The 21,156-nt window shown below is 40.7% G+C and carries 23 protein-coding genes; 8 read left to right on the top strand and 15 right to left on the bottom strand.

The features are described from left to right. Positions 1–94 precede the first annotated feature (94 nt). The 5 genes from gspM to K1T76_RS04660 all read right to left on the bottom strand — a co-directional run bounded on the left by gspM (position 95) and on the right by K1T76_RS04660 (position 4,045). Positions 95–574: a type II secretion system protein GspM gene (gspM, locus tag K1T76_RS04680; protein WP_230244343.1), complete on the bottom strand. Its 480-nt coding sequence runs from the start codon at positions 572–574 to the stop codon at positions 95–97. After that, positions 574–1,713 (bottom strand): type II secretion system protein GspL, encoded by a 1,140-nt coding sequence (gspL, locus tag K1T76_RS04675; RefSeq protein ID WP_230244341.1) that lies wholly within the window; start codon positions 1,711–1,713, stop codon positions 574–576. Before gspL ends, gspM begins: the two co-directional genes overlap by 1 nt. A gap of 46 nt (positions 1,714–1,759) precedes the next feature. After that, the gene (locus K1T76_RS04670; RefSeq protein ID WP_004971483.1) at positions 1,760–2,215 is read right to left on the bottom strand and encodes a SixA phosphatase family protein; all 456 of its coding nucleotides are present in this window, start codon (positions 2,213–2,215) and stop codon (positions 1,760–1,762) included. Between the two features lie 155 nt (positions 2,216–2,370). After that, the gene (locus K1T76_RS04665; protein WP_230244340.1) at positions 2,371–3,444 is read right to left on the bottom strand and encodes an NAD(P)H-dependent glycerol-3-phosphate dehydrogenase; all 1,074 of its coding nucleotides are present in this window, start codon (positions 3,442–3,444) and stop codon (positions 2,371–2,373) included. Positions 3,445–3,469: 25 nt separating this feature from the next. Further along, on the bottom strand, positions 3,470–4,045 hold the full coding sequence (locus K1T76_RS04660; RefSeq protein ID WP_230244338.1) for a nitroreductase family protein: 576 nt from the start codon (positions 4,043–4,045) through the stop codon (positions 3,470–3,472). A gap of 378 nt (positions 4,046–4,423) precedes the next feature. Between K1T76_RS04660 and K1T76_RS04655 the strand changes: the two genes are divergently transcribed. After that, entirely contained in the window at positions 4,424–4,801 is a 378-nt protein-coding gene (locus tag K1T76_RS04655; protein WP_230244336.1) for a hypothetical protein, read from the top strand. Positions 4,802–4,912: 111 nt separating this feature from the next. On the opposite strand, the gene rhlB is transcribed toward K1T76_RS04655, so the two are convergent. Together rhlB and K1T76_RS04645 are read right to left on the bottom strand one after the other, a co-directional pair. Further along, entirely contained in the window at positions 4,913–6,064 is a 1,152-nt protein-coding gene (gene rhlB, locus K1T76_RS04650; RefSeq protein ID WP_230244334.1) for an ATP-dependent RNA helicase RhlB, read from the bottom strand. Between the two features lie 110 nt (positions 6,065–6,174). Then, positions 6,175–6,387, bottom strand: coding sequence for a cold-shock protein (locus tag K1T76_RS04645; RefSeq protein ID WP_004648643.1), 213 nt, complete (start codon positions 6,385–6,387; stop codon positions 6,175–6,177). Positions 6,388–6,864: 477 nt separating this feature from the next. Here K1T76_RS04645 and K1T76_RS04640 point away from each other — a divergent pair, with 477 nt between their 5' ends. From K1T76_RS04640 to K1T76_RS04620, 5 genes are all read left to right on the top strand, one after another. Beyond that, on the top strand, positions 6,865–7,122 hold the full coding sequence (locus K1T76_RS04640; protein ID WP_004971495.1) for a sulfurtransferase TusA family protein: 258 nt from the start codon (positions 6,865–6,867) through the stop codon (positions 7,120–7,122). Positions 7,123–7,284: 162 nt separating this feature from the next. After that, the gene (gene rpoH, locus K1T76_RS04635; RefSeq protein ID WP_004971496.1) at positions 7,285–8,154 is read left to right on the top strand and encodes an RNA polymerase sigma factor RpoH; all 870 of its coding nucleotides are present in this window, start codon (positions 7,285–7,287) and stop codon (positions 8,152–8,154) included. Between the two features lie 172 nt (positions 8,155–8,326). Next, positions 8,327–8,692: a DUF423 domain-containing protein gene (locus K1T76_RS04630; protein ID WP_230244332.1), complete on the top strand. Its 366-nt coding sequence runs from the start codon at positions 8,327–8,329 to the stop codon at positions 8,690–8,692. Positions 8,693–8,733: 41 nt separating this feature from the next. Continuing rightward, positions 8,734–8,931: a sulfur carrier protein ThiS gene (thiS, locus tag K1T76_RS04625; RefSeq protein ID WP_004971499.1), complete on the top strand. Its 198-nt coding sequence runs from the start codon at positions 8,734–8,736 to the stop codon at positions 8,929–8,931. Between the two features lie 13 nt (positions 8,932–8,944). Then, entirely contained in the window at positions 8,945–9,727 is a 783-nt protein-coding gene (locus K1T76_RS04620; protein ID WP_230244330.1) for a thiazole synthase, read from the top strand. A gap of 110 nt (positions 9,728–9,837) precedes the next feature. On the opposite strand, the gene K1T76_RS04615 is transcribed toward K1T76_RS04620, so the two are convergent. After that, complete coding sequence (locus tag K1T76_RS04615; protein ID WP_230244323.1) at positions 9,838–10,449, bottom strand: glutathione binding-like protein; 612 nt, start codon at positions 10,447–10,449, stop codon at positions 9,838–9,840. Between the two features lie 218 nt (positions 10,450–10,667). Between K1T76_RS04615 and K1T76_RS04610 the strand changes: the two genes are divergently transcribed. Continuing rightward, the gene (locus K1T76_RS04610; protein WP_230244316.1) at positions 10,668–12,119 is read left to right on the top strand and encodes a SulP family inorganic anion transporter; all 1,452 of its coding nucleotides are present in this window, start codon (positions 10,668–10,670) and stop codon (positions 12,117–12,119) included. A gap of 190 nt (positions 12,120–12,309) precedes the next feature. Then, positions 12,310–13,026 (top strand): tRNA (guanosine(46)-N7)-methyltransferase TrmB, encoded by a 717-nt coding sequence (gene trmB, locus K1T76_RS04605; protein ID WP_230244315.1) that lies wholly within the window; start codon positions 12,310–12,312, stop codon positions 13,024–13,026. An 83-nt stretch (positions 13,027–13,109) separates the two neighbouring features. Here trmB and K1T76_RS04600 read toward each other — a convergent pair whose 3' ends face one another. The 7 genes from K1T76_RS04600 to K1T76_RS04570 form a co-directional block, all read right to left on the bottom strand. Continuing rightward, entirely contained in the window at positions 13,110–13,886 is a 777-nt protein-coding gene (locus K1T76_RS04600) for a Rossmann-like and DUF2520 domain-containing protein (RefSeq protein ID WP_230244313.1), read from the bottom strand. Positions 13,887–13,990: 104 nt separating this feature from the next. Beyond that, the gene (locus K1T76_RS04595) at positions 13,991–14,788 is read right to left on the bottom strand and encodes a thioesterase family protein (RefSeq protein WP_230244311.1); all 798 of its coding nucleotides are present in this window, start codon (positions 14,786–14,788) and stop codon (positions 13,991–13,993) included. Positions 14,789–14,899: 111 nt separating this feature from the next. Next, positions 14,900–15,178 (bottom strand): hypothetical protein, encoded by a 279-nt coding sequence (locus K1T76_RS04590; RefSeq protein WP_230244309.1) that lies wholly within the window; start codon positions 15,176–15,178, stop codon positions 14,900–14,902. 663 nt (positions 15,179–15,841) lie between these two features. Continuing rightward, complete coding sequence (locus K1T76_RS04585) at positions 15,842–17,326, bottom strand: OmpA family protein (RefSeq protein WP_230244307.1); 1,485 nt, start codon at positions 17,324–17,326, stop codon at positions 15,842–15,844. 192 nt (positions 17,327–17,518) lie between these two features. Further along, positions 17,519–18,741 (bottom strand): IS3 family transposase gene (locus K1T76_RS04580; RefSeq protein WP_230244305.1). Its coding sequence is split into 2 segments (ribosomal slippage): positions 17,519–18,405 and positions 18,405–18,741, totalling 1,224 coding nucleotides; the frame shifts between segments, so codons are not numbered across the junction. Positions 18,742–18,858: 117 nt separating this feature from the next. Then, complete coding sequence (locus K1T76_RS04575) at positions 18,859–20,094, bottom strand: dihydroorotase (protein ID WP_004971548.1); 1,236 nt, start codon at positions 20,092–20,094, stop codon at positions 18,859–18,861. Positions 20,095–20,104: 10 nt separating this feature from the next. After that, positions 20,105–21,121 (bottom strand): aspartate carbamoyltransferase catalytic subunit, encoded by a 1,017-nt coding sequence (locus K1T76_RS04570; protein ID WP_230244303.1) that lies wholly within the window; start codon positions 21,119–21,121, stop codon positions 20,105–20,107. Between the last annotated feature and the right edge of the window lie 35 nt (positions 21,122–21,156).

The following is a 21,156-nucleotide window of genomic DNA, read 5'->3' as shown; positions in this document are numbered from 1 at the left end:
GCTTTCTAAGTCGCCATATTATAGGCTTAGCCCGTTCAAAACGCTATGCTTGACATGAGTTTATTTTCCGAGTTTCGGATTTTATTTTTAGCCTTTACTGGACTGTCGCAGTTAATTTAATCTGCCCTGCTTCAGAAATTAATTCCATTTTTTCGATACTTAAACCCATTTGCGCCAATTGGGTTAAAAAATTTGCCAACACAGCATAATTGACATGACTCGCCACCAGTAGCATCTTGTCACCACTTTGCTGCGAAGCAACCGATAAACCCTGTTGCTGAGCCACACGCTGAATTTTATCGGCTGCACTGAGTTGTGCATCATTGGCAGGTTTCATGGTGACTGCATGACTTTGCATCACCACCACCAAATCTTTAAGATCATTCACCCGTTTTTGCTGTTTTTCGGCTGCGGCATGCATATACCACAACGCAGAACCCACAGCAGCAACGATCACAAAGATTGTGGTAAATACCACCAAAACACGTTCACGTGTATTTAAACGATCTAAATAATCTTGCACCAGTTCAATACGTTGATCGAACCAAGTTGACATTTTTTCAATGGCTTTCATTATTGTATTTTCACCAATCCTACTGCACCTGACGCGCTCGGCTGAATATTACCCAGCTCGACCTTAAAACCCTGCTGATTCAATTGCTGAGTGAGCGCTTGCAAGGTCGCTGCCGAGTTGGCATTCAATTCCATGTTCAACATATTGGCATCAAAACTCACACGATTAGCCACAATTTGATTTTGCATCAACACAGGGCCAACACGACTGAGCAATTGCAGCGCTTGAGTATCTGCATTTTTACTCATGCGTACCTGACTTTGAAACTGACTTTGAATATTTTGTTCGGTAATACGACTATTTGCACCAAACCAATATTGATATTGTTCTATGGCTTGAACCGCTGTTTGATCTGCTACTTTTTTAAGTTTGCTCCAACGCAGTGCATCATAGCTAAACTGTACAATTAAAATCCCAAGAAATACTGCTGCACAGGCTTTCCAATAACCTGAAACACCCGTGTCTTGCTTGGATTTTGGCAGCATATTGAATGGATGCTGTTTGGCTTTCACTAATGCAGGTACTACATAATGAAAGCTTTCTAATTGTTCTTGTGTTGCAAATGCTTCAATACTTTGCATTTGCTCTGCACTAAAGTTGGTGATTTTATAGTTTCGTTCTGCAGTTTGATAATCTAGATAAAGCGCCAGATCATCAACTGAATAACCTAAAAATTCACTTTCACGTACCAACAAGCGTCCGCAAATATTTCCAATCACCGTTTGCCCTACATCAGGTTGCGGCAAGATTAAAAAGTCAGGTAACAATGCACTGATTTTAACTGGCAACAAACTTAATACATGCAAATAGGTTTCAATACTATGCTTAGCAACTCCCAACACGGTTATTTGCTCAGGTGGCTGAAAATGATGAGCCACCTGCATCGCATCAATTGGCAATACGGTATATTCTTCTAATAAATACTTCACACCATCGGTACCCAATTGTTTATATTGAGCTTTAGGCAAAGTTTGTTGCATGATTTGCACATCACGGCTTGGGAAAAACACCACAGCATCTTTTCCTTGAAAAGCCTGCAATGCCTGAATCAAGGCATCAAGATTATCTGCCTGTGTCCAGTGTTCCCCATTTGACCATTGCCAAACCCCATTGGCTTCTGGCATCCATAAATACAGCATTATTATCGTTCTACCGTTGAATTATATTTAACTTTATACATTTATTTTATGCGTTTGGAATAAAACTTTTGATTTGGGTTGAAAGCCCCGCAGCAATTACTGCCTGCTCATAAATCCGTGCTTCTGCCAAATGATAGGGATGGAATGATTCTGAAGTCAAAATCTCTGCCATGTGCGCCACTACATTCATGTGACACACCACTGCAATTGACTCATACGGCAATTGTGACAACCATTCCACAGCAACTTTTGCATCATCTTCAGGTTTAATGGTATTGCAGACCACCACAGGCACATCTTTAAAATATTGCTGCAAATGTGCCAAAGTTTCTTGTGCACGCAGTAAAGGACTGACTACAAACACATCGGGCTGAATGATATTTTTTAAATAATCTGCCGTTTCTTGTGCTTGTATATGACCACGCTCAGTCAATGGACGCTGATGATCATTGCCCATAATCGCAGGAGCGGCTTCACCATGACGAACAAGAGTCAGTTGCATAGAATTTCCTTATACGATGATACACATTAAGTTGTGTCAATTTAACTCAAATTATACGCTCAGTATAACCTGAGAATATGACAATTCAGTTCACCAAACTGTCATATTTCAAGCAAGTTTTTATTTGCTGTGGCGCTGTTTTGATCGATGTAAAACTAAACTAGATGATGTGGCAAGACAAATTCCACATCACTACGATGTCCATTCTTCATTAAAGACAGTGCAATGTTCATGGGCGGCGCACCTTCAAAAATCACTTCATAAAGTGCACAAGTGATTGGCATATACACATCTAATTCATTCGAGCGCGCACGCACTTGCACGATGGTATTAATTCCTTCAGCTGTTTGCCCCAATTCTTCTGTGGCTTGTTGCAACGTTTTGCCTTTACCCAATGCATAACCTACTTGATAGTTACGACTCAATGGACTGCTACAGGTTGCAAACAAGTCACCAACACCCGACAAACCTAAAAAGGTCAATGGATTTGCGCCAAGTTTCACCGCAAAACGGCTCATTTCTGCCAATGCACGGGTTAAAATCATACTTTTAGTGTTTTCACCCACGTTATAGGCTGCAGCCATCCCCATTGCTACTGCATAAATATTTTTCAGTGCACCGCCTAATTCCACACCATTCACATCATCACTGGCAAAAACACGGAATAAGGCACTATGCAAAGCTTGCTGCACGGCATAACGCACCAACTCAGAATGACTGGCAATGACTGTACCTGCAGGCTGCCCCGCCACAATTTCTTTAGCAAGGTTCGGGCCAGACAATACGCCATACGGCACTTCTGGTAATTCTTCGCGGATAATATCGCTCATAAAACTAAAAGTTTTGGCTTCAATCCCCTTAGTTAAAGACACCACTGCTTGGGCACTAATAAAAGGCTTAATTTGACGCAACACACTACGGAACGAATGACTTGGAATAGCCACTAAAATAATGTCACGGTCACGGACTGCAGTTTCTAAGTCTGAAACAGCTCTTAAGTCTTGTTCCAACTGAAAATCTGGCAAATAACGTCGATTAATATGCGTTTCATTAATTTCTTTGGCAGTCGCTTCGTCACGAATCCAAATCATCGTGTCACAGCCATTACGGACTGCTGTATTGGCCATTGCGGTGCCAAAACTGCCACCACCCAATACTGTAATGCGTAACGCAGTTTTTCGATCTACAGCAACAGGTTCAACCAAATCGGTAAAGTTTACTTCTGACATTATTGTTATATCCTAAAAAATAGACTTATCCGTTCCAATAACGAACATAAGCTTGCGTATTTAACTCAGCGCGCGCAGCAATGGCTTTGGCTGCTGTTCCCACATAAATAATGCCTGAAATAAAATCATCTGCATTTAAGTTTAAAGCTTGTTTTAGCAAGTTCGACTCAACGACTGCCCCACTGCGCCACATACTGGCAAAACCCTGTGCCTGCAAAGACAATAAAAAGTTCTGTACCGCAGCACCTGTACTTAAAGTCTGCTCAAAACGTGGTACTTTTGGATGATCATGAAATTGCGTTAACGCCAACACCAAAAGTGGCGCACGAAACGGATGTTGTTTCACTCGCTCTAACTGAACTGCATCAGTTTCGCCCATATCTGTCAAAGCTTGAAAAAGTAACTCACCAAATGCTGCACGCTGTTCAGCAGTAATTACCACAAAGCGCGTAGGTTTTAAACGATGATGATCTGGCGCGGTTAAAGCGGCCTGAAATGCCATTTCAAGCTGCACAGCATTTGGTGCAGGTTCAACTAACTGCCCCATAGACTGGCGTTGATGAATATTCTGATGAACGATTTCTATCGCTGTATCCGTCATTAACTTATATAACTATTTCAAAAAGCTCAGTTAAGATTAGCATAAACTCAAAAAATTGCGCTATTTCCGTATGCTTATTTGCAAGATTCTGATTAGTATTCTGTATGTCTACACTTTTAAGATAACCCCGCACAAAACATCTAAAAATAAAGCTTTAACTCATTCATCTATAGCTTAAGAGCATAAAAATACATTATAGATTGGATTTGATGTGTATAAATGAATGACGAATTATCAACACAGCATATACAGTGTCTACATTTAAAAACGGCCAGATTATGTTGAACTAGATCAAATTATTATTTTCAATCTGCTCATTTGAATTGAAATATCATCAACTATCAATACGCGCGACAGCGTTTTAACCCTGAGGTAGATATGAAAAAAATAGTCACCTTTTCTAGCCTTGCCGTTTTTGCACTTTTAACAGCATGTGCCACCACACCGAATAATTCTCTTGCTATTCAAAAAGAAAACAACCTGTATGAAGTCACAGGTTTAGGTAAAAGTAATATTATTTCTAAAAACAATGCAATTACAGCTGCCAATAAAACCTGTGGTACGCGTGCCACTCCAGTCTTGGTCGATGAAAAAACATCTTATAACGGCGCACTCAAAGGTGTGGTAGATGAACAAACGGGACAAATGATTCAAGCAGCTGCAAATGTTTTAGGTACGATTGCAGGACGCAATACTGATATTGCTCGTGATGATGATTATCAAACTGTGCTGACCTTTAGATGTCAGGCAAAGTAAATACGACAAGACAACTCAACAACCCAATACAAAAAAAGTCGCTCCACTGAGAGCGACTTTTAAACTAAGAACAGCAAAATTTAAACTAAAAATAGCTTAAAAATTTAATGATTAGCAATAACCATCTAAACGCGTTAATGGCAATTTTTGACCAATCGCCTTTTCAATTTCTGGCAAATAGAATGCATCATCTTCAGACAAGAAGCTAATACTCACGCCACGTGTACCTGCACGACCAGTACGACCAATACGATGGACGTAATCATCAGACTGTTCAGGCAAAGTAAAATTCACTACATGCGACACACCATCGACGTGAATACCACGCCCTGCAACGTCAGTTGCAATCATGATGTTATGTTTACCATTTTTGAATTGATCAAGCATTTTTAAGCGTTTGTCTTGGGCAATCTCACCCGACAACATCACCACTTTATAGTCATCTCGCTTTAAATGATCATAAAGCTTACGCACCTGATCACGACGATTGGCAAAAATCATGACTTTTTCAATGGGCTCATCACGTAAAATTTCTTCAAGCAATTTATATTTATCGGTTTTAGCAACCATATATACCCGTTGCTCAACATCGGCATTGGTTTTCTTTTCAGGTTCAATTTCTACCGTGACGGGTTCAAATAACCATTGTTGAGCCAAATTTAATACATCATAACTAAAAGTTGCCGAGAACATTAACGTCTGACGCTGCTCTTTACGCGGTGAATAACGCACAATACGTTTTACCGCGGGAATAAAGCCCATATCTAGTAAACGGTCTGCTTCATCAATCACTAAAAATTCAATTTGATCGAGCCAAACTTCTTTTTGTTCTACAAAATCAATTAAGCGGCCTGGTGTTGCAACAATAATATCAACAAAGTTTTTATTGAGTTGTGATTTTTGCTTATCAAAATCTACACCACCCAACAAAGTCACCACATTTAAGTCGGTAAATTTGGTTAAATCTTTTGCGTCACTTTCAATTTGCAAAGCCAATTCACGTGTAGGTGCCAAAATCAAAGCACGCGGTTCACCACGATAACGCTGCCCTTGAATTGGGTTATTCAATAAATCGTTGATGACACTAATTAAAAAGGCAGCAGTTTTTCCTGTACCTGTTTGCGCACGACCAATGGCATCATGTCCAGCCAAAGTAAATTTTAAAACCTTTTGCTGAATTGGCGTCATTTCCTTGAAACCCAAAGCATCAATAGCCTGTTTCAATTGCGGATGTAAATTTAAGGTTTCAAAACCAGAAGACATAAATATATGCTCGAACTTATACAGACAAAAAACTGACCTATTATAAACAGAAATACAAATAAAAAACGCCCCAATCATGATTGGAGCGTTTTTTTAGAATAATCGAGAGATTAGTCTAGTGGCTGTACTTCTTCAGCTTGGAAGCCTTTTTGGCCTTTTACTACGCTGAATTCAACACGTTGGCCGTCACGAAGTGAACGGTGGCCGTCACCTTGGATCGCACGGAAGTGAACGAATACATCGTCGCCGCCATTGCGTTGGATAAAGCCAAAGCCTTTAGTGTCGTTGAACCATTTAACTACGCCTTGTTCACGAGCTGTCATAAGTTAATCCTCATTGATTAAAAAGAAGGACCACCCGGTGTTGCAAACAGCAGAGCAAACAAAGTTTAAAAATATTTTTATTTCTAAGCTTGTAATCATTCTGTATAACTATTAACAAAATCCCGGTTACATCCATTTGTAATAGGGCGACAAACAACGATTGTCTATCTAAAATCCTAAATACGCATCGAGCTTAACACGGGTTTATGACAATTAATAGATTTTTTTTGATTTATCTTGTTCAGTTTGAAACGATTTGAACAAATGGAAAATTTTGATTTCTGTTAAGTGACTTAGCACAATTTTGATCTATAAATTTTATTGCAAATATCTCACAAAATAAGCCAATTCTCTTGCCCTTATGCGCAGTAAGCCGCGCAATGAATAGCCCCGATGCTTCAGATGAAATTTATTTGGGATTTGTGAACGAATTTGCTAATATGATCATTCTGTTTTTTAAGGCGAAATTTTACTTCAATGCTGTGTGATGCCGAACAACCTATCATAGTGATTGATGCTATGGGACAACCTTGTCCTATGCCTTTATTGATGCTGAAACGTGCCCTTAAACATTCAGATTCTGCACGGTTTTTATTGAAGTCATCTGATCCGCACAGCCAGCAAGATGTGGCGCGTTATTGTCAGTTACATCAATACGGCTGTGAAGCAAGCCAGATTTCGGCAACAGAGTTTCATTATGTGATTGATGTTGCCAAGCCAAAATCATCGCAATAAGTGCATCTATTTGATTGTTCATTTGTTTTAATGACTTAATATTCGCCGCTTATCGCTATAAAGATTTACATATCTACACCAATTTTACTTATTTAAGTAGAATATTGGCATTAAGATAAAGACATCGGTTATTTTACCTACCCAATCCTATAAGGAGATCTCATGAGTGACAGCAGCAATCAGTTGATGCCCCTGTCATTATCTGCACCAGGGGTAAACCTCGGGGCTTATATTAGTACTGTTAACCAAATTCCTATTTTAACGGCTGAACAAGAAAAAGAGTTAGCCGAGCGTTATTATTACGATCAAGATTTAGACGCTGCCAAAATGTTGGTCATGTCGCACTTACGTTTTGTGGTGCATATTGCACGAAGTTATGCGGGCTATGGTTTACCGCAGGGCGATTTAATTCAGGAAGGCAACTTGGGCTTAATGAAAGCCGTGAAACGCTTTGACCCGAATATGGGCGTGCGTTTGGTGTCATTTGCCGTGCATTGGATTAAAGCTGAAATTCATGAATATGTTATTCGTAACTGGCGTATTGTTAAAATTGCCACCACCAAAGCACAGCGTAAATTGTTCTTTAATTTGCGTAGCCTCAAAAAATCGAGCAAAAAACTGACGCTTGAAGAAGCACAATCTATTGCCAATGACTTAAATGTGACTGCAGAACAAGTCTTGGAAATGGAAGGTCGTTTAACCGCTTATGACGCAGCTTTTGAAGCACAGGGCGATGATGACGATGAAGGTTCAACTTATGTTGCACCTGCATTGTATTTGGAAGATAACCGTTACGACCCTGCACGTTTGGTCGAAAACGAAGACTACGAAGAACAAAGCACTTCTGCTCTGCATGAAGCTATGGAGCAGTTGGATGATCGTTCACGTAATATTTTGCAGCGTCGCTGGTTAGATGATGATAAATCGACCCTGCATGAATTGGCAGCAGAATATAATGTTTCAGCAGAACGTATTCGTCAGCTCGAAAAAAATGCCATGGAAAAAATTAAAGTGGCAATGTCATCAAACTAAACTGACATTCTTCCAAATTAATGCAAGCACATCGAAAAATAAAATTGGGCAAACTGCCCTTTTTTATTGCCTTGGATTCGTACAACTGGCATACAGGCAGGCAATTCTCAGATTTTCCCAAGCTGAAAAATGTGCTAAGGTTAAGCGCAAAATTAAATAGGTCAATTTGCGTATGTGGATTGCAATTTCTGCCTTGAATTTAGCGGTTGCGGTGTTACTTGGTGCATTTGGTGCACATGGTTTAAAAGCCCGTGCGACTGAAATTCAATTGGGATGGTGGCAAACTGCAACAGATTATTTTTTCTATCATGCTCTTGGACTTTTGGCTTTAGGCATCTTGGCTAAAGTGATTCCACAACTTCCCATTAAAGCCAGTTTTATTCTGATTCAACTGGGTATTTTATTTTTCTGCGGTTCACTTTATATCATGGCATTGGACATTGTACGCGGTTTGGGCATGATTACCCCAATTGGTGGTGCGCTCATGATTGCGGGTTGGCTGACCTTAGCATGGCAAGCCATGAAACATACCAAATAAAGCCCAATCGTATTTTGTAATTTTAAGATGGATTCTCGGTCATGCAAATTTATCTGAACGGCGAAGCACAACAGACCACTCACACGACCCTTTTACAACTGATTCAGGCATTAGATTTAGAAGGCAAACGTTTTGCCGTAGAGCAAAACGAAAAAATTATTGCCAAAAGTAAACTTGCCGAAACCCCTATTTGCGATCAAGACCGCATTGAAATTATTCATGCCGTTGGTGGCGGCTAAACTCGGAGCACCCATGCAAGATACCTTTAAAATCGGTTCACGTACCTTTAATTCACGTTTATTGGTGGGTACGGGCAAATATAAAGATTTAACCGAAACAGATTTGGCGATTCAAGCCAGTGGCGCAGAAATTGTCACCGTTGCCATTCGTCGTGTAAACATTGGACAACATCCAAATCAACCCAACTTACTTTCCGTGATTCCACCAGAAAAATACACCATTTTGCCGAATACCGCGGGTTGTTTTGATGCCAACAGTGCCGTACGTACCTGCATGCTGGCGCGTGAATTGCTGGATGGTCACAACCTCGTCAAACTGGAAGTTTTGGGCGATGAAAAAACCCTATATCCCAATATCACCGAAACTTTGAAAGCTGCGCGTACGCTAATTGACGATGGTTTTGAAATCATGGTTTATACTTCAGATGACCCAATTGTGGCGCAAGAATTGGAAAGTATGGGCTGCGTGGCGATTATGCCATTGGGTAGCTTGATTGGTTCAGGCTTAGGGATTCTTAACCCGCATACCATTTCGATTATTAAAGAAAATGCCAAAGTACCTATATTGGTAGATGCAGGAGTAGGTACCGCTAGTGATGCTGCGATTGCCATGGAATTGGGGTGTGATGGTGTGCTCATGAATACTGCAATTGCAGCAGCACAAAACCCTGTACTCATGGCATCTGCGATGCGTAAAGCGGTGGAAGCAGGACGCGAAGCTTATCTAGCAGGACGTATGCCACGTAAACGTATGGCGAATGCTAGCTCACCTGAAACGGGTTATTTCTTTAAATAATCATAATAAAGTTGCACGGTCTTTTCCAAGTCCAGCAACTCAAATAAAAAAGACGTTCAGTATTAACTCAACGTCTTTTTTATTAGCTGATTCTGGCAAATAAAAGCTAATTAAGGAATCAAGCCTTCATCACGCATCGCAATTTGTACCGACTGCCGCGCAGCGACTTTATTACGGATTTCAACTACATGACTATAAGGGGTTAAATCATGCTCAATATGGTTTGACCAATTGGTGATGACAAACAAATATGCATCGGCTGGGCCGAAGTTATCATCCACCAAATATTCATGGTCTGATGACTCAATTTCTTGATCAATATATGTCAACAAACGATCAATTTCTGCATACGCTTTTTCTTTGGCTTCTGCATCTAATGGTCCAGCAAAAAATACCGCATAAGCATCATGTAATTCTGAGTTTAAATAACCTAACCATTCCAAAACTTTAGCACGACCTAAACCCGATGGCGGAATTAAGTCTTGCTTAGGGTCTTGCTGCGCTAAAAATGGCAATATTGCTACGTTTTCCGTCAAAATCAAACCCGGGTTAATTTCTAAAGCAGGTACATAGCCTTTAGGGTTAATTTCGTAATAATCGACACCCTTTTCTGTTTTATGGGTTTTTAAATCCACACGTTCAATATCAAAATCGACATTCACTTCATTTAAAATAATATGTGCTGCTAAAGAACATGCGCCTGGTGAATAATAAAGCTTCATATTTGATCCTTGTTATATAACTATCTCTTTTCTAAATCGCCTGTCACGAACTTGCAAGTGATTGAACCTATGAATTGCAAAAAACGTAAATGTCTTAAAAAGCCCTTACGCTTTGACTATCCTGCAAAATTCAGGCTTTTTCAAGTCTGTTTTAGCTGCTTTTTTTATCTCAAGATGTTTTATCATACAGCCCTTTAAAGTTTCATGAAATTGAGATAGTGATTAGCCTGAAAAAAGAAGAGTGGTTTTCCAATATCCGTACCAATGTTTTGGCGGGTTTAGTGGTGGGTTTGGCATTAATTCCTGAATCAATTGCCTTTTCTGCTATTGCAGGCGTCGATCCGCAAGTCGGCTTATATGCCTCATTCTGTATTGCGGTCACGATTGCATTTTTTGGTGGGCGTACTGCCATGATTTCTGCCGCGACAGGCGCCATGGCATTGCTTATGATTACCCTTGTTAAAGAACATGGTTTGCAATATTTATTGGCAGCCACTGTGCTCACAGGGTTGATTCAGGTTGTGGCAGGCTATTTTAAAGTTGCCAAACTGATGCGTTTTGTTTCGCAGTCGGTAGTTTATGGCTTTGTAAATGCTTTGGCGATTTTAATTTTTGTGGCGCAACTGCCTGAATTATCAAAAATGGATGGCTTAGGTTATTTGTTTGTAGGATTAGGCTTGGCGGTGATCTATCTATTTCCTTACCTCCCTAAAATTGGCAAAAGCATTCCCTCACCTTTGGTCTGCATTATTGTACTAAGTGTGGTTGCTTTATTACTTGGTTCAGATATGCGCACCGTAAGCGATTTGGGACAATTTCCTGATACGCTGCCTATTTTTCTAATACCTGACATTCCGCTAAATTTTGAAACTTTATCGATTATTTTCCCTTATGCCATGACATTAGCCACAGTCGGTTTGCTTGAAACCATGATGACCACGACGATTGTCAATGAAGCCACAGGCACAGAAGCAGATCGGCATCAGGAATGTCGTGGTCAAGGTTATGCCAATATTGTCAGTGGCTTTATGGGCGGTATGGCAGGTTGTGCCATGATTGGACAATCCATTATCAACGTCAGCTCTGGGGCGCGCACACGTCTATCTACACTTACGGCAGGCGTGTTTTTACTGTGCTTGGTGGTGTTTCTCAAAGATTGGTTGGCATATATTCCTATGGCAGCACTGGTTGCGATTATGATTATGGTGTCATTCACGACTTTTAACTGGGATTCAATCCGTAACTTCAAAAAGCATCCGAAACAAAGCAATATTGTTATGTTCGCTGTGGTGATTGTGGTGTTAGCTACCCACAACCTTGCTTTGGGTGTTTTTGTTGGCGTACTGCTTTCTGCTTTATTTTTAGTGAATAAACTGGAAAGTGAAGTTAAAGTCAGCTCATTTTTATTGGGCGAACATACTCGCCAATATGTAATTTCAGGGCAAATTTTCTTTAGCAGTTCTGAAAAGTTTTATCAATTTTTTGATTTTTCAGAAGACATCAGCAATGTCACCATCGACTTAACGCATGCACATATTTGGGATATTACCTCTGTAAATATGCTAAATACCGTGGTGAACAAATTTAAAGCCCAACAAATTAAAGTGCATATTATTGGATTGAATGAAGCCAGTCATACCTTAATTGATCAATACAGTACCCGTTCGTAATTGCTGCAAAATATTCAAACACCATTAAAGACCCAAAATGCTGAATCTTAATGATTCAACATTTTTTATGCTCAAAAGATGCAGATGGATCGCAATCTTGCGCGGTGCTGCGAAAAACCGCGAAAAAATTTGACTTCAATGGCTCAGGACTTAAAATACCGCATTCGAATTTATTAGATTTGCCAAAATTATGTCGAACGATCAATTAGACCAGCACGTTGTCGAGCTGGACAACCTCAACGAGCATCGTGAAATTGTAACGTTCATGCGCCGTTCTTCACCATTGAATACGTCACAACGTAGCGCCTTGGAACAATACGGCAACTTAATTTTGGAATATCCTGTTGGCGATTTACGTCAGCATTTTGAACACCCTGAACGCCCGCTCACCGTTGAAATTGGTTTTGGGATGGGGCGTTCTTTAGTATTGATGGCGCAGGCCAATCCTGAACGTAACTTTGTCGGGATTGAAGTCCATATTCCAGGGATTGCACAGTGCGTTTATGAAGCAGGTACAGCAGGTTTAAGCAATTTACGTGTATTAGATGCCGATGCAATTCAAGTTCTACGTGAAATGCCAGACAACAGCATTGATACGGTTCAACTCTATTTCCCAGACCCATGGCAGAAAAAACGTCACTTCAAACGCCGTTTCGTTGCCCATGAACGCATGGAATTGGTAGAGCAAAAATTAGTGTTAGGCGGTACGTTCCATGCAGCAACTGACTGGGAGCCGTATGCAGAATGGATGCTGGATGTCTTGGACAATCGTTCACGTTTAGAAAACTTAGCGGGGAAAGGCAATAGCTACCCTCGCCCTGAATGGCGTCCACAAACCAAGTTTGAACGTCGTGGAATTGAAGCAGGTCATAAGATTAATGACTTTATCTTCAAGAAAATTAACTAGTTTCTACAATAAAAAATGCTTCCCTTTGGAAGCATTTTTTTCTAGGATGGTTTTATGGCATAAGTCCAAAGATTAAGAAACGACTAAGATTGATGACGTTCTAAAATCTGTTGGCTCATCAGTGTATAAACTTCGGCAAGTGCATATTGCTGCCCTGCTGCCAATACGTCTTGATGCATGTTTAAAATATTGCGATCGCCCCGCATAGCAGGTCCTGTTTGCATTTTACGCGGATCATTCTGGGTCGCTTTATGCGCAGTTTCCATCATAAGAGGATACAGCAAACTAAAATCTACTTGCTGGTCATCCACCACTTGCTTCGCCATGTCATAACAATAATTACTAAAATTACAGGCAAATACCGCAGCCAAATGCAAACTCAAACGCTGCTCTGAAGTATAGGCATAGACTTTTTTGCTTAGGCTATTTGCCAAAGTCATTAAAAGCTGCTGATCTTCAGCAAATGCAGCTTCTATGAATAAAGGTGTTTCTGTCCAGTCAATTTCACGCTCTAAACTAAAGGTTTGTAAGGGATAAAATACCCCTGAACGTGCATGATGCTGTTGCAATACATCTAATTTGGTACTGCCAGAGGTATGCACTATCAACACATGATTTAAGTCATGATGAATTTCCTGAATCACCTGTGCAATCGCCTGATCACTCACTGCGATAATCAGTAAATCTAGGTCTGAATGAAGCTGTTCTACTTCTGCAATCGCTTCTGCGCCAACCTGTGCAGCCAAATCCTGTGCCTTGTCCAGACTACGGCTATAAATTTGCACAATTTGATGCTGTGCGTTTAAAACATGAGCCAAATGATGTGCAACTCGCCCTGCACCAATCAAACCAATTCGCATAATATTTTCAAATAAAATAAGATGAAATAATCTGCACACAGCATGCCAATAAAAAAAGGACGAAGCAATTCGTCCTAAGATTTTTTGTTTAATTCTGAATCAATTTAGAATTGACGCAAAGTTAAAATTTGCTCACTGCGTCCAAATGGCCCTTGAGTATCATGCAAGACTGCACTCGTTAAGCCAATACCATCTTCACCATATTGTTGTGTCACTTCCAAACCCAGCCATTCGCCTTGCGGTAAACGGTGTAAATGCATTTGCAAATCCAAATTTGGAAAACCCCAACCCGCATTCGGGTCTAAGCGTGGCACTACGCCATTGGCGGTATCCACCATCCCCAATAAACGCACAAAACTGGATGTGCTTTGATTTTCGACCATATCAAATTGGTTTCTTAACCAAACGATACCCTTACCTGCACGACGATCCGGATGCGCACGTGTTTCAATACTTTGAATATAGCCGCCTGGCCAACAACGCATACCATCCCAATGGGACAAATATTCAGGGTTTTCTATGGGTAAATCTTCCAGTCCTGCAATCGCGCGTGTATCTGAGGTCTTCATTTTCCATGCGCGCGCCACAATACAGGTTTTTCCTTCAGCGCACATTTCCGCTTCAATCAACTCAATGGTTTTACCTGGTCGGATCATACGGGTAGTGATACTAAACTCCCCAAAGGCAATCAAGCCAAAAATATCTAAACCAACCCGACCAATGCGCATATCATCACGCAGCATAAATTGCTCAAGCTCTGCACATAATATACCCGTTGCAGGTGCCATGTGTTGTTCATGCGGGTTCCACGCACCTTGTGCATGAATGTTGCAACGATAGTACGCAGTACAGCAACCATCGGCATGTTGTTCACGTTTAAGTAAAGTGTAATATGCTGACATTCTTTCTCTTTCCCTCATCTGACTTTTCTTGTGCTGATACTTTTACTACAAAGATTACTGATTGAATCTAGCTCAACTATTTCTACGCAAAAAACCATAATAACTCATGAGTTAACAATACCTTTTACACTGGCGGAAACCGACTAGAGCCAGCAATCCCGTCTGTGTATCTGCAGCAATTAAATGAAATTCTCCAGATAATCGTGCAAGCATTTTTTCTGCTTGTATTGCAGTTAAACCACAATCCAAAGCCAAATTCTGCATCCACCGCAATTCTATATTTTCAGTCTGCTGCATCAGATCATAGCTTAATAAAATCGCTACAGGTTTTAATGTTTGGTAAATATTTTGAAAAAATAATATTTTTTCTACTGGTACATAATGCGCCACAAATCGCCCTGGCCGCATCAAACTGCAAGTTTTCTAGCTGTGCTTGCTGGGCAAATTGATGTCTATCTGCTTTTATAAAACGTATTTGCTCATGCCATAAATGCGAGTGCCTGGTCTGAGTCAGATAATCACTCACGCCCTGCCGATAATCGATTGTAGCTGTTTGGGATAATAAGACGCATCGTAAAATAGTACGAATCCACTCAATCACATCCAGCTTTTCGACTTCAGCCAAGGAGTGTCTTCCATTTGAACCAACATATTGATTGGCAAAGATTCGGTTTGCAATGGCAAAGTTTTCAACTTAATGTAATAAACCAATAGGGTCTTGGGTGTTTTCACCTTAACCGTCAGTACCAGCACTACACACTTTCATACTTTTTGACGAACACTATCCAAAGTATTTAGTTGATCATCAAAGTTTCAGGTACTCATTCCATTAGGATAATATTCGCGCAAAGTATCGAGATTCTGGTTATTATAATAAACCTGCATCTTTTTAATCGTTCCACTTGAGATTGCTTAAGATCCCGAAAGTCATACAAGCTTCTAAGCCCAATGCTTTGACTTTACGCACCATTTATGAACAATGCTTCGGGATTGATCCGCAATAAAAAAGCCTTCACTTTGCAAAGTGAAGGCTTACAAGAAAATAGACCTATTTTAAGATTGAGGCGCCTTTTGCTCTACCACGCCTGCATCTTCCACACTACGCACTGTGCCTGTATCTACATTCAAGACTTCAAACTCAATACGGCGGTTTTTAAATTGGCCTTCTGGGGTTGCATTTGACGCAATCGGCTGCTCTGAACCAAAACCAATGGCTTGCAGCTGACCTGGGTTTACACCACGTGATACTAAATAATCGACCACGGCTTGCGCACGTTGTTGTGACAAAGTCTTGTTGGCATTGGCATCACCTACGGCATCGGTGTGCCCTTTCACAGTTAACTGCACTTGTGGCGCGCGCTGCATCAATACCGCAGCCTGATCTAAAATAGATTTATTGGCTGCTGGAATTTCAGTCGATGCAGAATCAAAATTAATGATTTGCATATTGAGTGCCGTCGCAACATCTAACGCGCGGATATTGTCAGGATTAATTGCAGCCAAAGCCTGCTCGGCATTACTAATACTGCTGGTTACAGCCTGATTGACATCGGTTACTGTGGTTTCTGCAGGTTGCTGAGTCACTACAGTCATGTTTTTAGCCAATGGACGAATTTGACTGGCTAAACGCTCTGCATCGGCATGGTTCGCTGCTTGAATAGACAGTTGATTACCCACCCAGTTTAAATTGACATTCGGTACACCTTTCAGCATTTTCAAAACACTTGGAATCACATCCTGATCAATAAATTCTGAATGATAGTTGGCATAATTTTCTGCCCCACAACCTGTTGGATGATTAAAAATTTGCTTCACTTCATTTTGCAAAATTTCCATATAGCTTGGATTATTTAACAAAATTTGACAGGTCACCAAATTACCATCACTGCCGGTACTGACTTGTAACATTGCAGCCTGATTCGCTGCGACTTGGGTCTCGGTGGTTGTAGGTGCTTGGTTGCGGTCACTGCATGCACGGAATAAAAATGCCAATAAGCCAATTAAAATAATTAAAGCTAAAATAGGCAATAACCACGAACGGCGTTCTTCTACTGGCTCAGTCACAAAAACTTCAGGTGCTTGATGTACGGTTTGTCCTGCAGCATTATTTACCCCCAATGCAGCCAATAAAGCTGTTGCCCACTGCGGCAAAGCTGCCTGAATTGAATCTAAATTATTTTGCAATAAATGTTGAATCGCAACTGGGTCTGATGAACCTGCCTGATTTTCAAGAAAGTTTAGACTAGGTGCAATTGAACGATTCAGTGTATTTTCAATTTCATCTTGTGGTGCTGTGCCACTCACCATATCCATAAATTGCTGTTTTAAAGATAGATTTGCGCCAAAGACATCCCCCACACGCGGATTTAGTTGTCGCTGCAGAATATCTATCAGTTCAGGACGTGAATTTAAAATAGACAATAAAATGGGATAAAAACTACTCAATGCCTGATTTTTTTCAAGCAAATGCTGAGTTTCCCCTTCCAATACAATGGATGACACACTTTGTTTGAGTAAGTCTATTAAATCTGTTTGCATATATATGTCCTCTTTTTTGTCTTTGTTTTCATGTTGTTTTTTAATATATATGCTTAAAATTTAAACAAATGTAATAAATTGTGGTGTTTTGATTTTGTTGTGAAATTTGAGTCAACGGAATGTAGAGTTTTCTATTTTGGGATTGTTTGTCTTGTCCTGAAATAGATTGACAGTATTCCACTTCAAACCGAGTTAAGCAATTAGCTCGGTTTTTGTTTGCTCATACATCTGATTCGGGGTGTTCATATTTAAACTTAAATGCGGTCTATAACAATTGTAAATCATGATAGATTCCGCAATTAAGTGATCTAACTCCTTCATGGTTTGACATCGCGTGGTTAAAAACTCCTGCTTTAATATTCCATTAATTCGCTCTGCTAATGCATTCTGATAACAGTCCTTGCCATCTGTCATGGAAGGACATATCCCATAATGGCGCAATGCCGATTGATATAGCTCAGAGCAATATTGAGCACCTCTATCTGAATGATGAATCATCCTAGTCGCTCGATCTGTCGCTTGCTGCATCGCCATATGTAGAGCCTGCACAACATTCTCCGCACGCATATCATTCGATAACTTATAACCTTTAATCTGTCGGGTATAAGCATCTGTCACCAAGGATAAATAATGCACACCTTCAGCACTCTCAACATAGGTAATATCACTAACAAAGACTTCATTGGCTTGCACTGCTGAATAATCCTTTAATAAATTTGGATGCTTCTTCATCCAATGCTTGCTATCCGTAGTTTTTGTATAGCGACGCTTAGGGCGAATCAATAAGTTATTTTCTTTCAATATTTTAAATAACTGATCCCGTCCACACTTTAAACCACGTTGCAACAATTTGCCTTTAATAAGCCAATACAGCTTACGTGTTCCGATACTTGGCATGAGACAGCGATATTCCATAACCAACTCAAGTATTTGTTCAGTTGCTTGTGCAGTCATTTGAGCACGTTTTTCTGCTTGATAATAAGCTTGTCGGGTGATTCCCAACCACTGACAATAACGTGAAACGCTTAGTCTTCTTTGGCTTTGCCAATCTTTGAAACGTGCTCGGTATACTTTTTTCCAAGATCAGTCCCACATTCTTTATCAATGTGATAAATCACATCCTGAATAAATTCAGTTTTAAGCTTTTCTGCGGCTAACTGCTTTTCTAATTGGCGGATTCGTTGTTGGGGTGTCAATTGGCGTTTAGAAGAAGTCGGCATATTCGAAGTCCAGTCCTGTTGTCCGTGCTTGCGTAACCATACCAGCACAGTTGATCTTCCTTGAATACCATATTTTGCCTGAGCTTGCTTATAAGTAATTTGCCCTTTTTCTACTTCATGTACCACCATCATTTTAAAGGCAAAGCTATAGTCACGTTGTGTACGTTTAACTCGTTGTTCTCGTTTATGTTCCATAAAATAAGTCTCTTAAGGTGTAAACTTATTTCAGGACGGGACAGTTAAAATTCAAAAAAAAGCCAGTCGAAGCTGACTTTTATTTAAAGTTGAAAATCAAATATCAATCAGAGCATATTAAGCAGTAAAGACGCGTACTGCTTTGCCTTTTACAACTTGATTAATCAAAGGCGTATTTTTGCCTTGTGACACAATCGTTTCTTTGTTCAGTGTCCATTCCACTTCTGGATCAACCAAGACCCAACCCGCTTCCTGTTCCCAACGACTTTGCATTTTTGCCACACGCGCAGGTGCAAGTGTCACTTTTTCTACCCATTCCAATGGACTGAACAGACCTTCCTGAATCAGTTGAATCCCAAATGGAATATAAGTATCAAATGCAGTAAAACCTGACAAAGTATCTGCAAATGGTGCCATTTTTGCAGAGCTATTTAACGGCTCATGATGAGTACAAATCGCATCAATCACACCATCTTTTACACCTTGACGCAGTAATGCTTTGTCTTGCTCTGAGCGCAGTGGCGGACGTACATGCGCTAACGAGTTAAAACCATCAATAATTTGATCGGTTAAATGCAGTTGATGCATCGCCACATCGCAAGTGACAGGTAAACCTTTGGCTTTAGCTTGTTGAATCAATTCAACTGATGCACCACAAGACAATAAGCCAAAATGCGCACGTACACCTGTGGCTTCAATCATCAGCAAATATTTGGCAATCGCTACGGTTTCTGCCAAAGTTGGAATCATAGGCAAGCCCTGACGCGATGCAATAAAACCTTCATGCACACAGCCATCTTTAGCAATTTGCGGTTCTTCGGCATAGAACACCACGGTCATGTCCAAACCTGCAGCATATTCCAGTGTGCGAATCACGACATCATCATCTTCAAAAGGTGCATTGGCATTGGACACTGCACTACAGCCGCCTTTTTTCAGTCCCGCCATATTGGCAGGCTGCTTGCCGTTTAAACCTTGAGTTTGTGCACCAATCACTTCTAAATAAATGCCACCATCCAACATGGCTTTTTCGACCAAACCATGAATGAGTGCACCGTTGTCTTGCACGATTGGTTTAGAATCGGGTGGCGTAAATAAGTGCAGAATTCCGTTTTCACGTGCGGCCTTGCCTTCAGATTTGAGCGTGCCATGTTGTTGCTGACCAGGTTCACGTAAACGTGCGCATAAATCGACCATAGTTGGCATGAGCCATTGACCTTGGGCATCTATGCTTTCGCTAATATCTGCACTTTCTGCAACCAACTTGCCATTTTCAAGATATACCGTTTGCACTCGGTCAATTTGCTGGATTGGGTCAAGCACACGTACATTTTCAATTTTTACAATCGCCATGACTTTTTCCTTATACCGCAATCGCGTCAATCAAACCTTGTTCTTGCAATTGACCTTGCATCGCCAAAGCCAATACCGCCATACGCACCGCAATACCGTTAGTCACCTGATTTAAAATCACCGACTGAGGACCATCGGCAATGCTTGAATCAATTTCGACACCACGGTTCATTGGTCCTGGATGCATTACAATACAGTTTGGTTTGGCAAGCGCCAAACGTTCTTTGTTTAAACCATACATTTTGTAAAATTCAGCTTGTGAGGCAAGTGCAGGCGAATCAATACGTTCATTCTGAATACGCAGGGTGATAATCACATCGCAATCTTTAATGCCTTCTTCCATTTTGTTAAATAAACGCACGCCTGCGCCATATTCCTCAAAACCGTACGGCAATAAGGTGTTCGGTGCAATCACGCGAATGTCTTTACAGCCCAGTGTTTGCAAGGCAGCCACATCGGAACGCGCCACGCGTGAATGTTTAATATCGCCAATAATCGCCACACTTAATTCTGCATAAGGGCGTTGGGTTTCACGGCGGATAGTCAACATATCCAACATGGCTTGAGTCGGATGCGCATGACGACCATCGCCTGCATTAATAATGGCAACCTTTGGGCAAACTGTTTTGGCAATAAAATGTGCAGCACCTGAAGATGAATGGCGTACCACAAAAATGTCGGCAGCCATCGCCTCTAAGTTCCACAAAGTGTCACGCAAAGTTTCACCTTTAGAGGTACTTGAACGGGCAATATCAATATTGAGTACATTGGCAGAAAGACGCTTGGCTGCGGCTTCAAATGTGGTGCGGGTACGAGTAGAGTTTTCGAAGAACAAATTCATCACCGTGCGCCCTTCGAGCAAATTATTGGTGATCAGTTGGTTTTGTTCATTGAAAAAGGACTGTGCTGTGTCCAGAATTTGGGTGAGGGTTTCTTTGGAAAGACCTTCGATGGTTAAAAAGTGTTTTAAATGCCCATCTTTATTCAATTGAATCTGGCTCGGAGTATGCAATGCCGCCAAATGCATGAGAGATTCCTTATACGTTAAGTTAACGCATTATA

The organism is Acinetobacter sp. PW68, assembly GCF_020982655.1.
GTDB lineage: Bacteria > Pseudomonadota > Gammaproteobacteria > Pseudomonadales > Moraxellaceae > Acinetobacter > Acinetobacter towneri_A.
The sequence above is the reverse complement of the archived record's forward strand: the minus strand, read 5'-3'. Positions and strand labels throughout refer to the sequence as shown.

Excerpts from the sequence above, each read along its gene's own strand:
- gspM (WP_230244343.1), bottom strand. The coding sequence starts at position 574 with ATGAAAGCCATTGAAAAAATGTCAACTTGGTTCGATCAACGTATTGAA.
- gspL (WP_230244341.1), bottom strand. The coding sequence starts at position 1,713 with ATGCTGTATTTATGGATGCCAGAAGCCAATGGGGTTTGGCAATGGTCA.
- K1T76_RS04670 (WP_004971483.1), bottom strand. The coding sequence starts at position 2,215 with ATGCAACTGACTCTTGTTCGTCATGGTGAAGCCGCTCCTGCGATTATG.
- K1T76_RS04665 (WP_230244340.1), bottom strand. The coding sequence starts at position 3,444 with ATGTCAGAAGTAAACTTTACCGATTTGGTTGAACCTGTTGCTGTAGAT.
- K1T76_RS04660 (WP_230244338.1), bottom strand. The coding sequence starts at position 4,045 with ATGACGGATACAGCGATAGAAATCGTTCATCAGAATATTCATCAACGC.
- K1T76_RS04655 (WP_230244336.1), top strand. The coding sequence starts at position 4,424 with ATGAAAAAAATAGTCACCTTTTCTAGCCTTGCCGTTTTTGCACTTTTA.
- rhlB (WP_230244334.1), bottom strand. The coding sequence starts at position 6,064 with ATGTCTTCTGGTTTTGAAACCTTAAATTTACATCCGCAATTGAAACAG.
- K1T76_RS04645 (WP_004648643.1), bottom strand. The coding sequence starts at position 6,387 with ATGACAGCTCGTGAACAAGGCGTAGTTAAATGGTTCAACGACACTAAA.
- K1T76_RS04640 (WP_004971495.1), top strand. The coding sequence starts at position 6,865 with ATGCTGTGTGATGCCGAACAACCTATCATAGTGATTGATGCTATGGGA.
- rpoH (WP_004971496.1), top strand. The coding sequence starts at position 7,285 with ATGAGTGACAGCAGCAATCAGTTGATGCCCCTGTCATTATCTGCACCA.
- K1T76_RS04630 (WP_230244332.1), top strand. The coding sequence starts at position 8,327 with ATGTGGATTGCAATTTCTGCCTTGAATTTAGCGGTTGCGGTGTTACTT.
- thiS (WP_004971499.1), top strand. The coding sequence starts at position 8,734 with ATGCAAATTTATCTGAACGGCGAAGCACAACAGACCACTCACACGACC.
- K1T76_RS04620 (WP_230244330.1), top strand. The coding sequence starts at position 8,945 with ATGCAAGATACCTTTAAAATCGGTTCACGTACCTTTAATTCACGTTTA.
- K1T76_RS04615 (WP_230244323.1), bottom strand. The coding sequence starts at position 10,449 with ATGAAGCTTTATTATTCACCAGGCGCATGTTCTTTAGCAGCACATATT.
- trmB (WP_230244315.1), top strand. The coding sequence starts at position 12,310 with ATGTCGAACGATCAATTAGACCAGCACGTTGTCGAGCTGGACAACCTC.
- K1T76_RS04600 (WP_230244313.1), bottom strand. The coding sequence starts at position 13,886 with ATGCGAATTGGTTTGATTGGTGCAGGGCGAGTTGCACATCATTTGGCT.
- K1T76_RS04595 (WP_230244311.1), bottom strand. The coding sequence starts at position 14,788 with ATGTCAGCATATTACACTTTACTTAAACGTGAACAACATGCCGATGGT.
- K1T76_RS04585 (WP_230244307.1), bottom strand. The coding sequence starts at position 17,326 with ATGCAAACAGATTTAATAGACTTACTCAAACAAAGTGTGTCATCCATT.
- K1T76_RS04575 (WP_004971548.1), bottom strand. The coding sequence starts at position 20,094 with ATGGCGATTGTAAAAATTGAAAATGTACGTGTGCTTGACCCAATCCAG.
- K1T76_RS04570 (WP_230244303.1), bottom strand. The coding sequence starts at position 21,121 with ATGCATTTGGCGGCATTGCATACTCCGAGCCAGATTCAATTGAATAAA.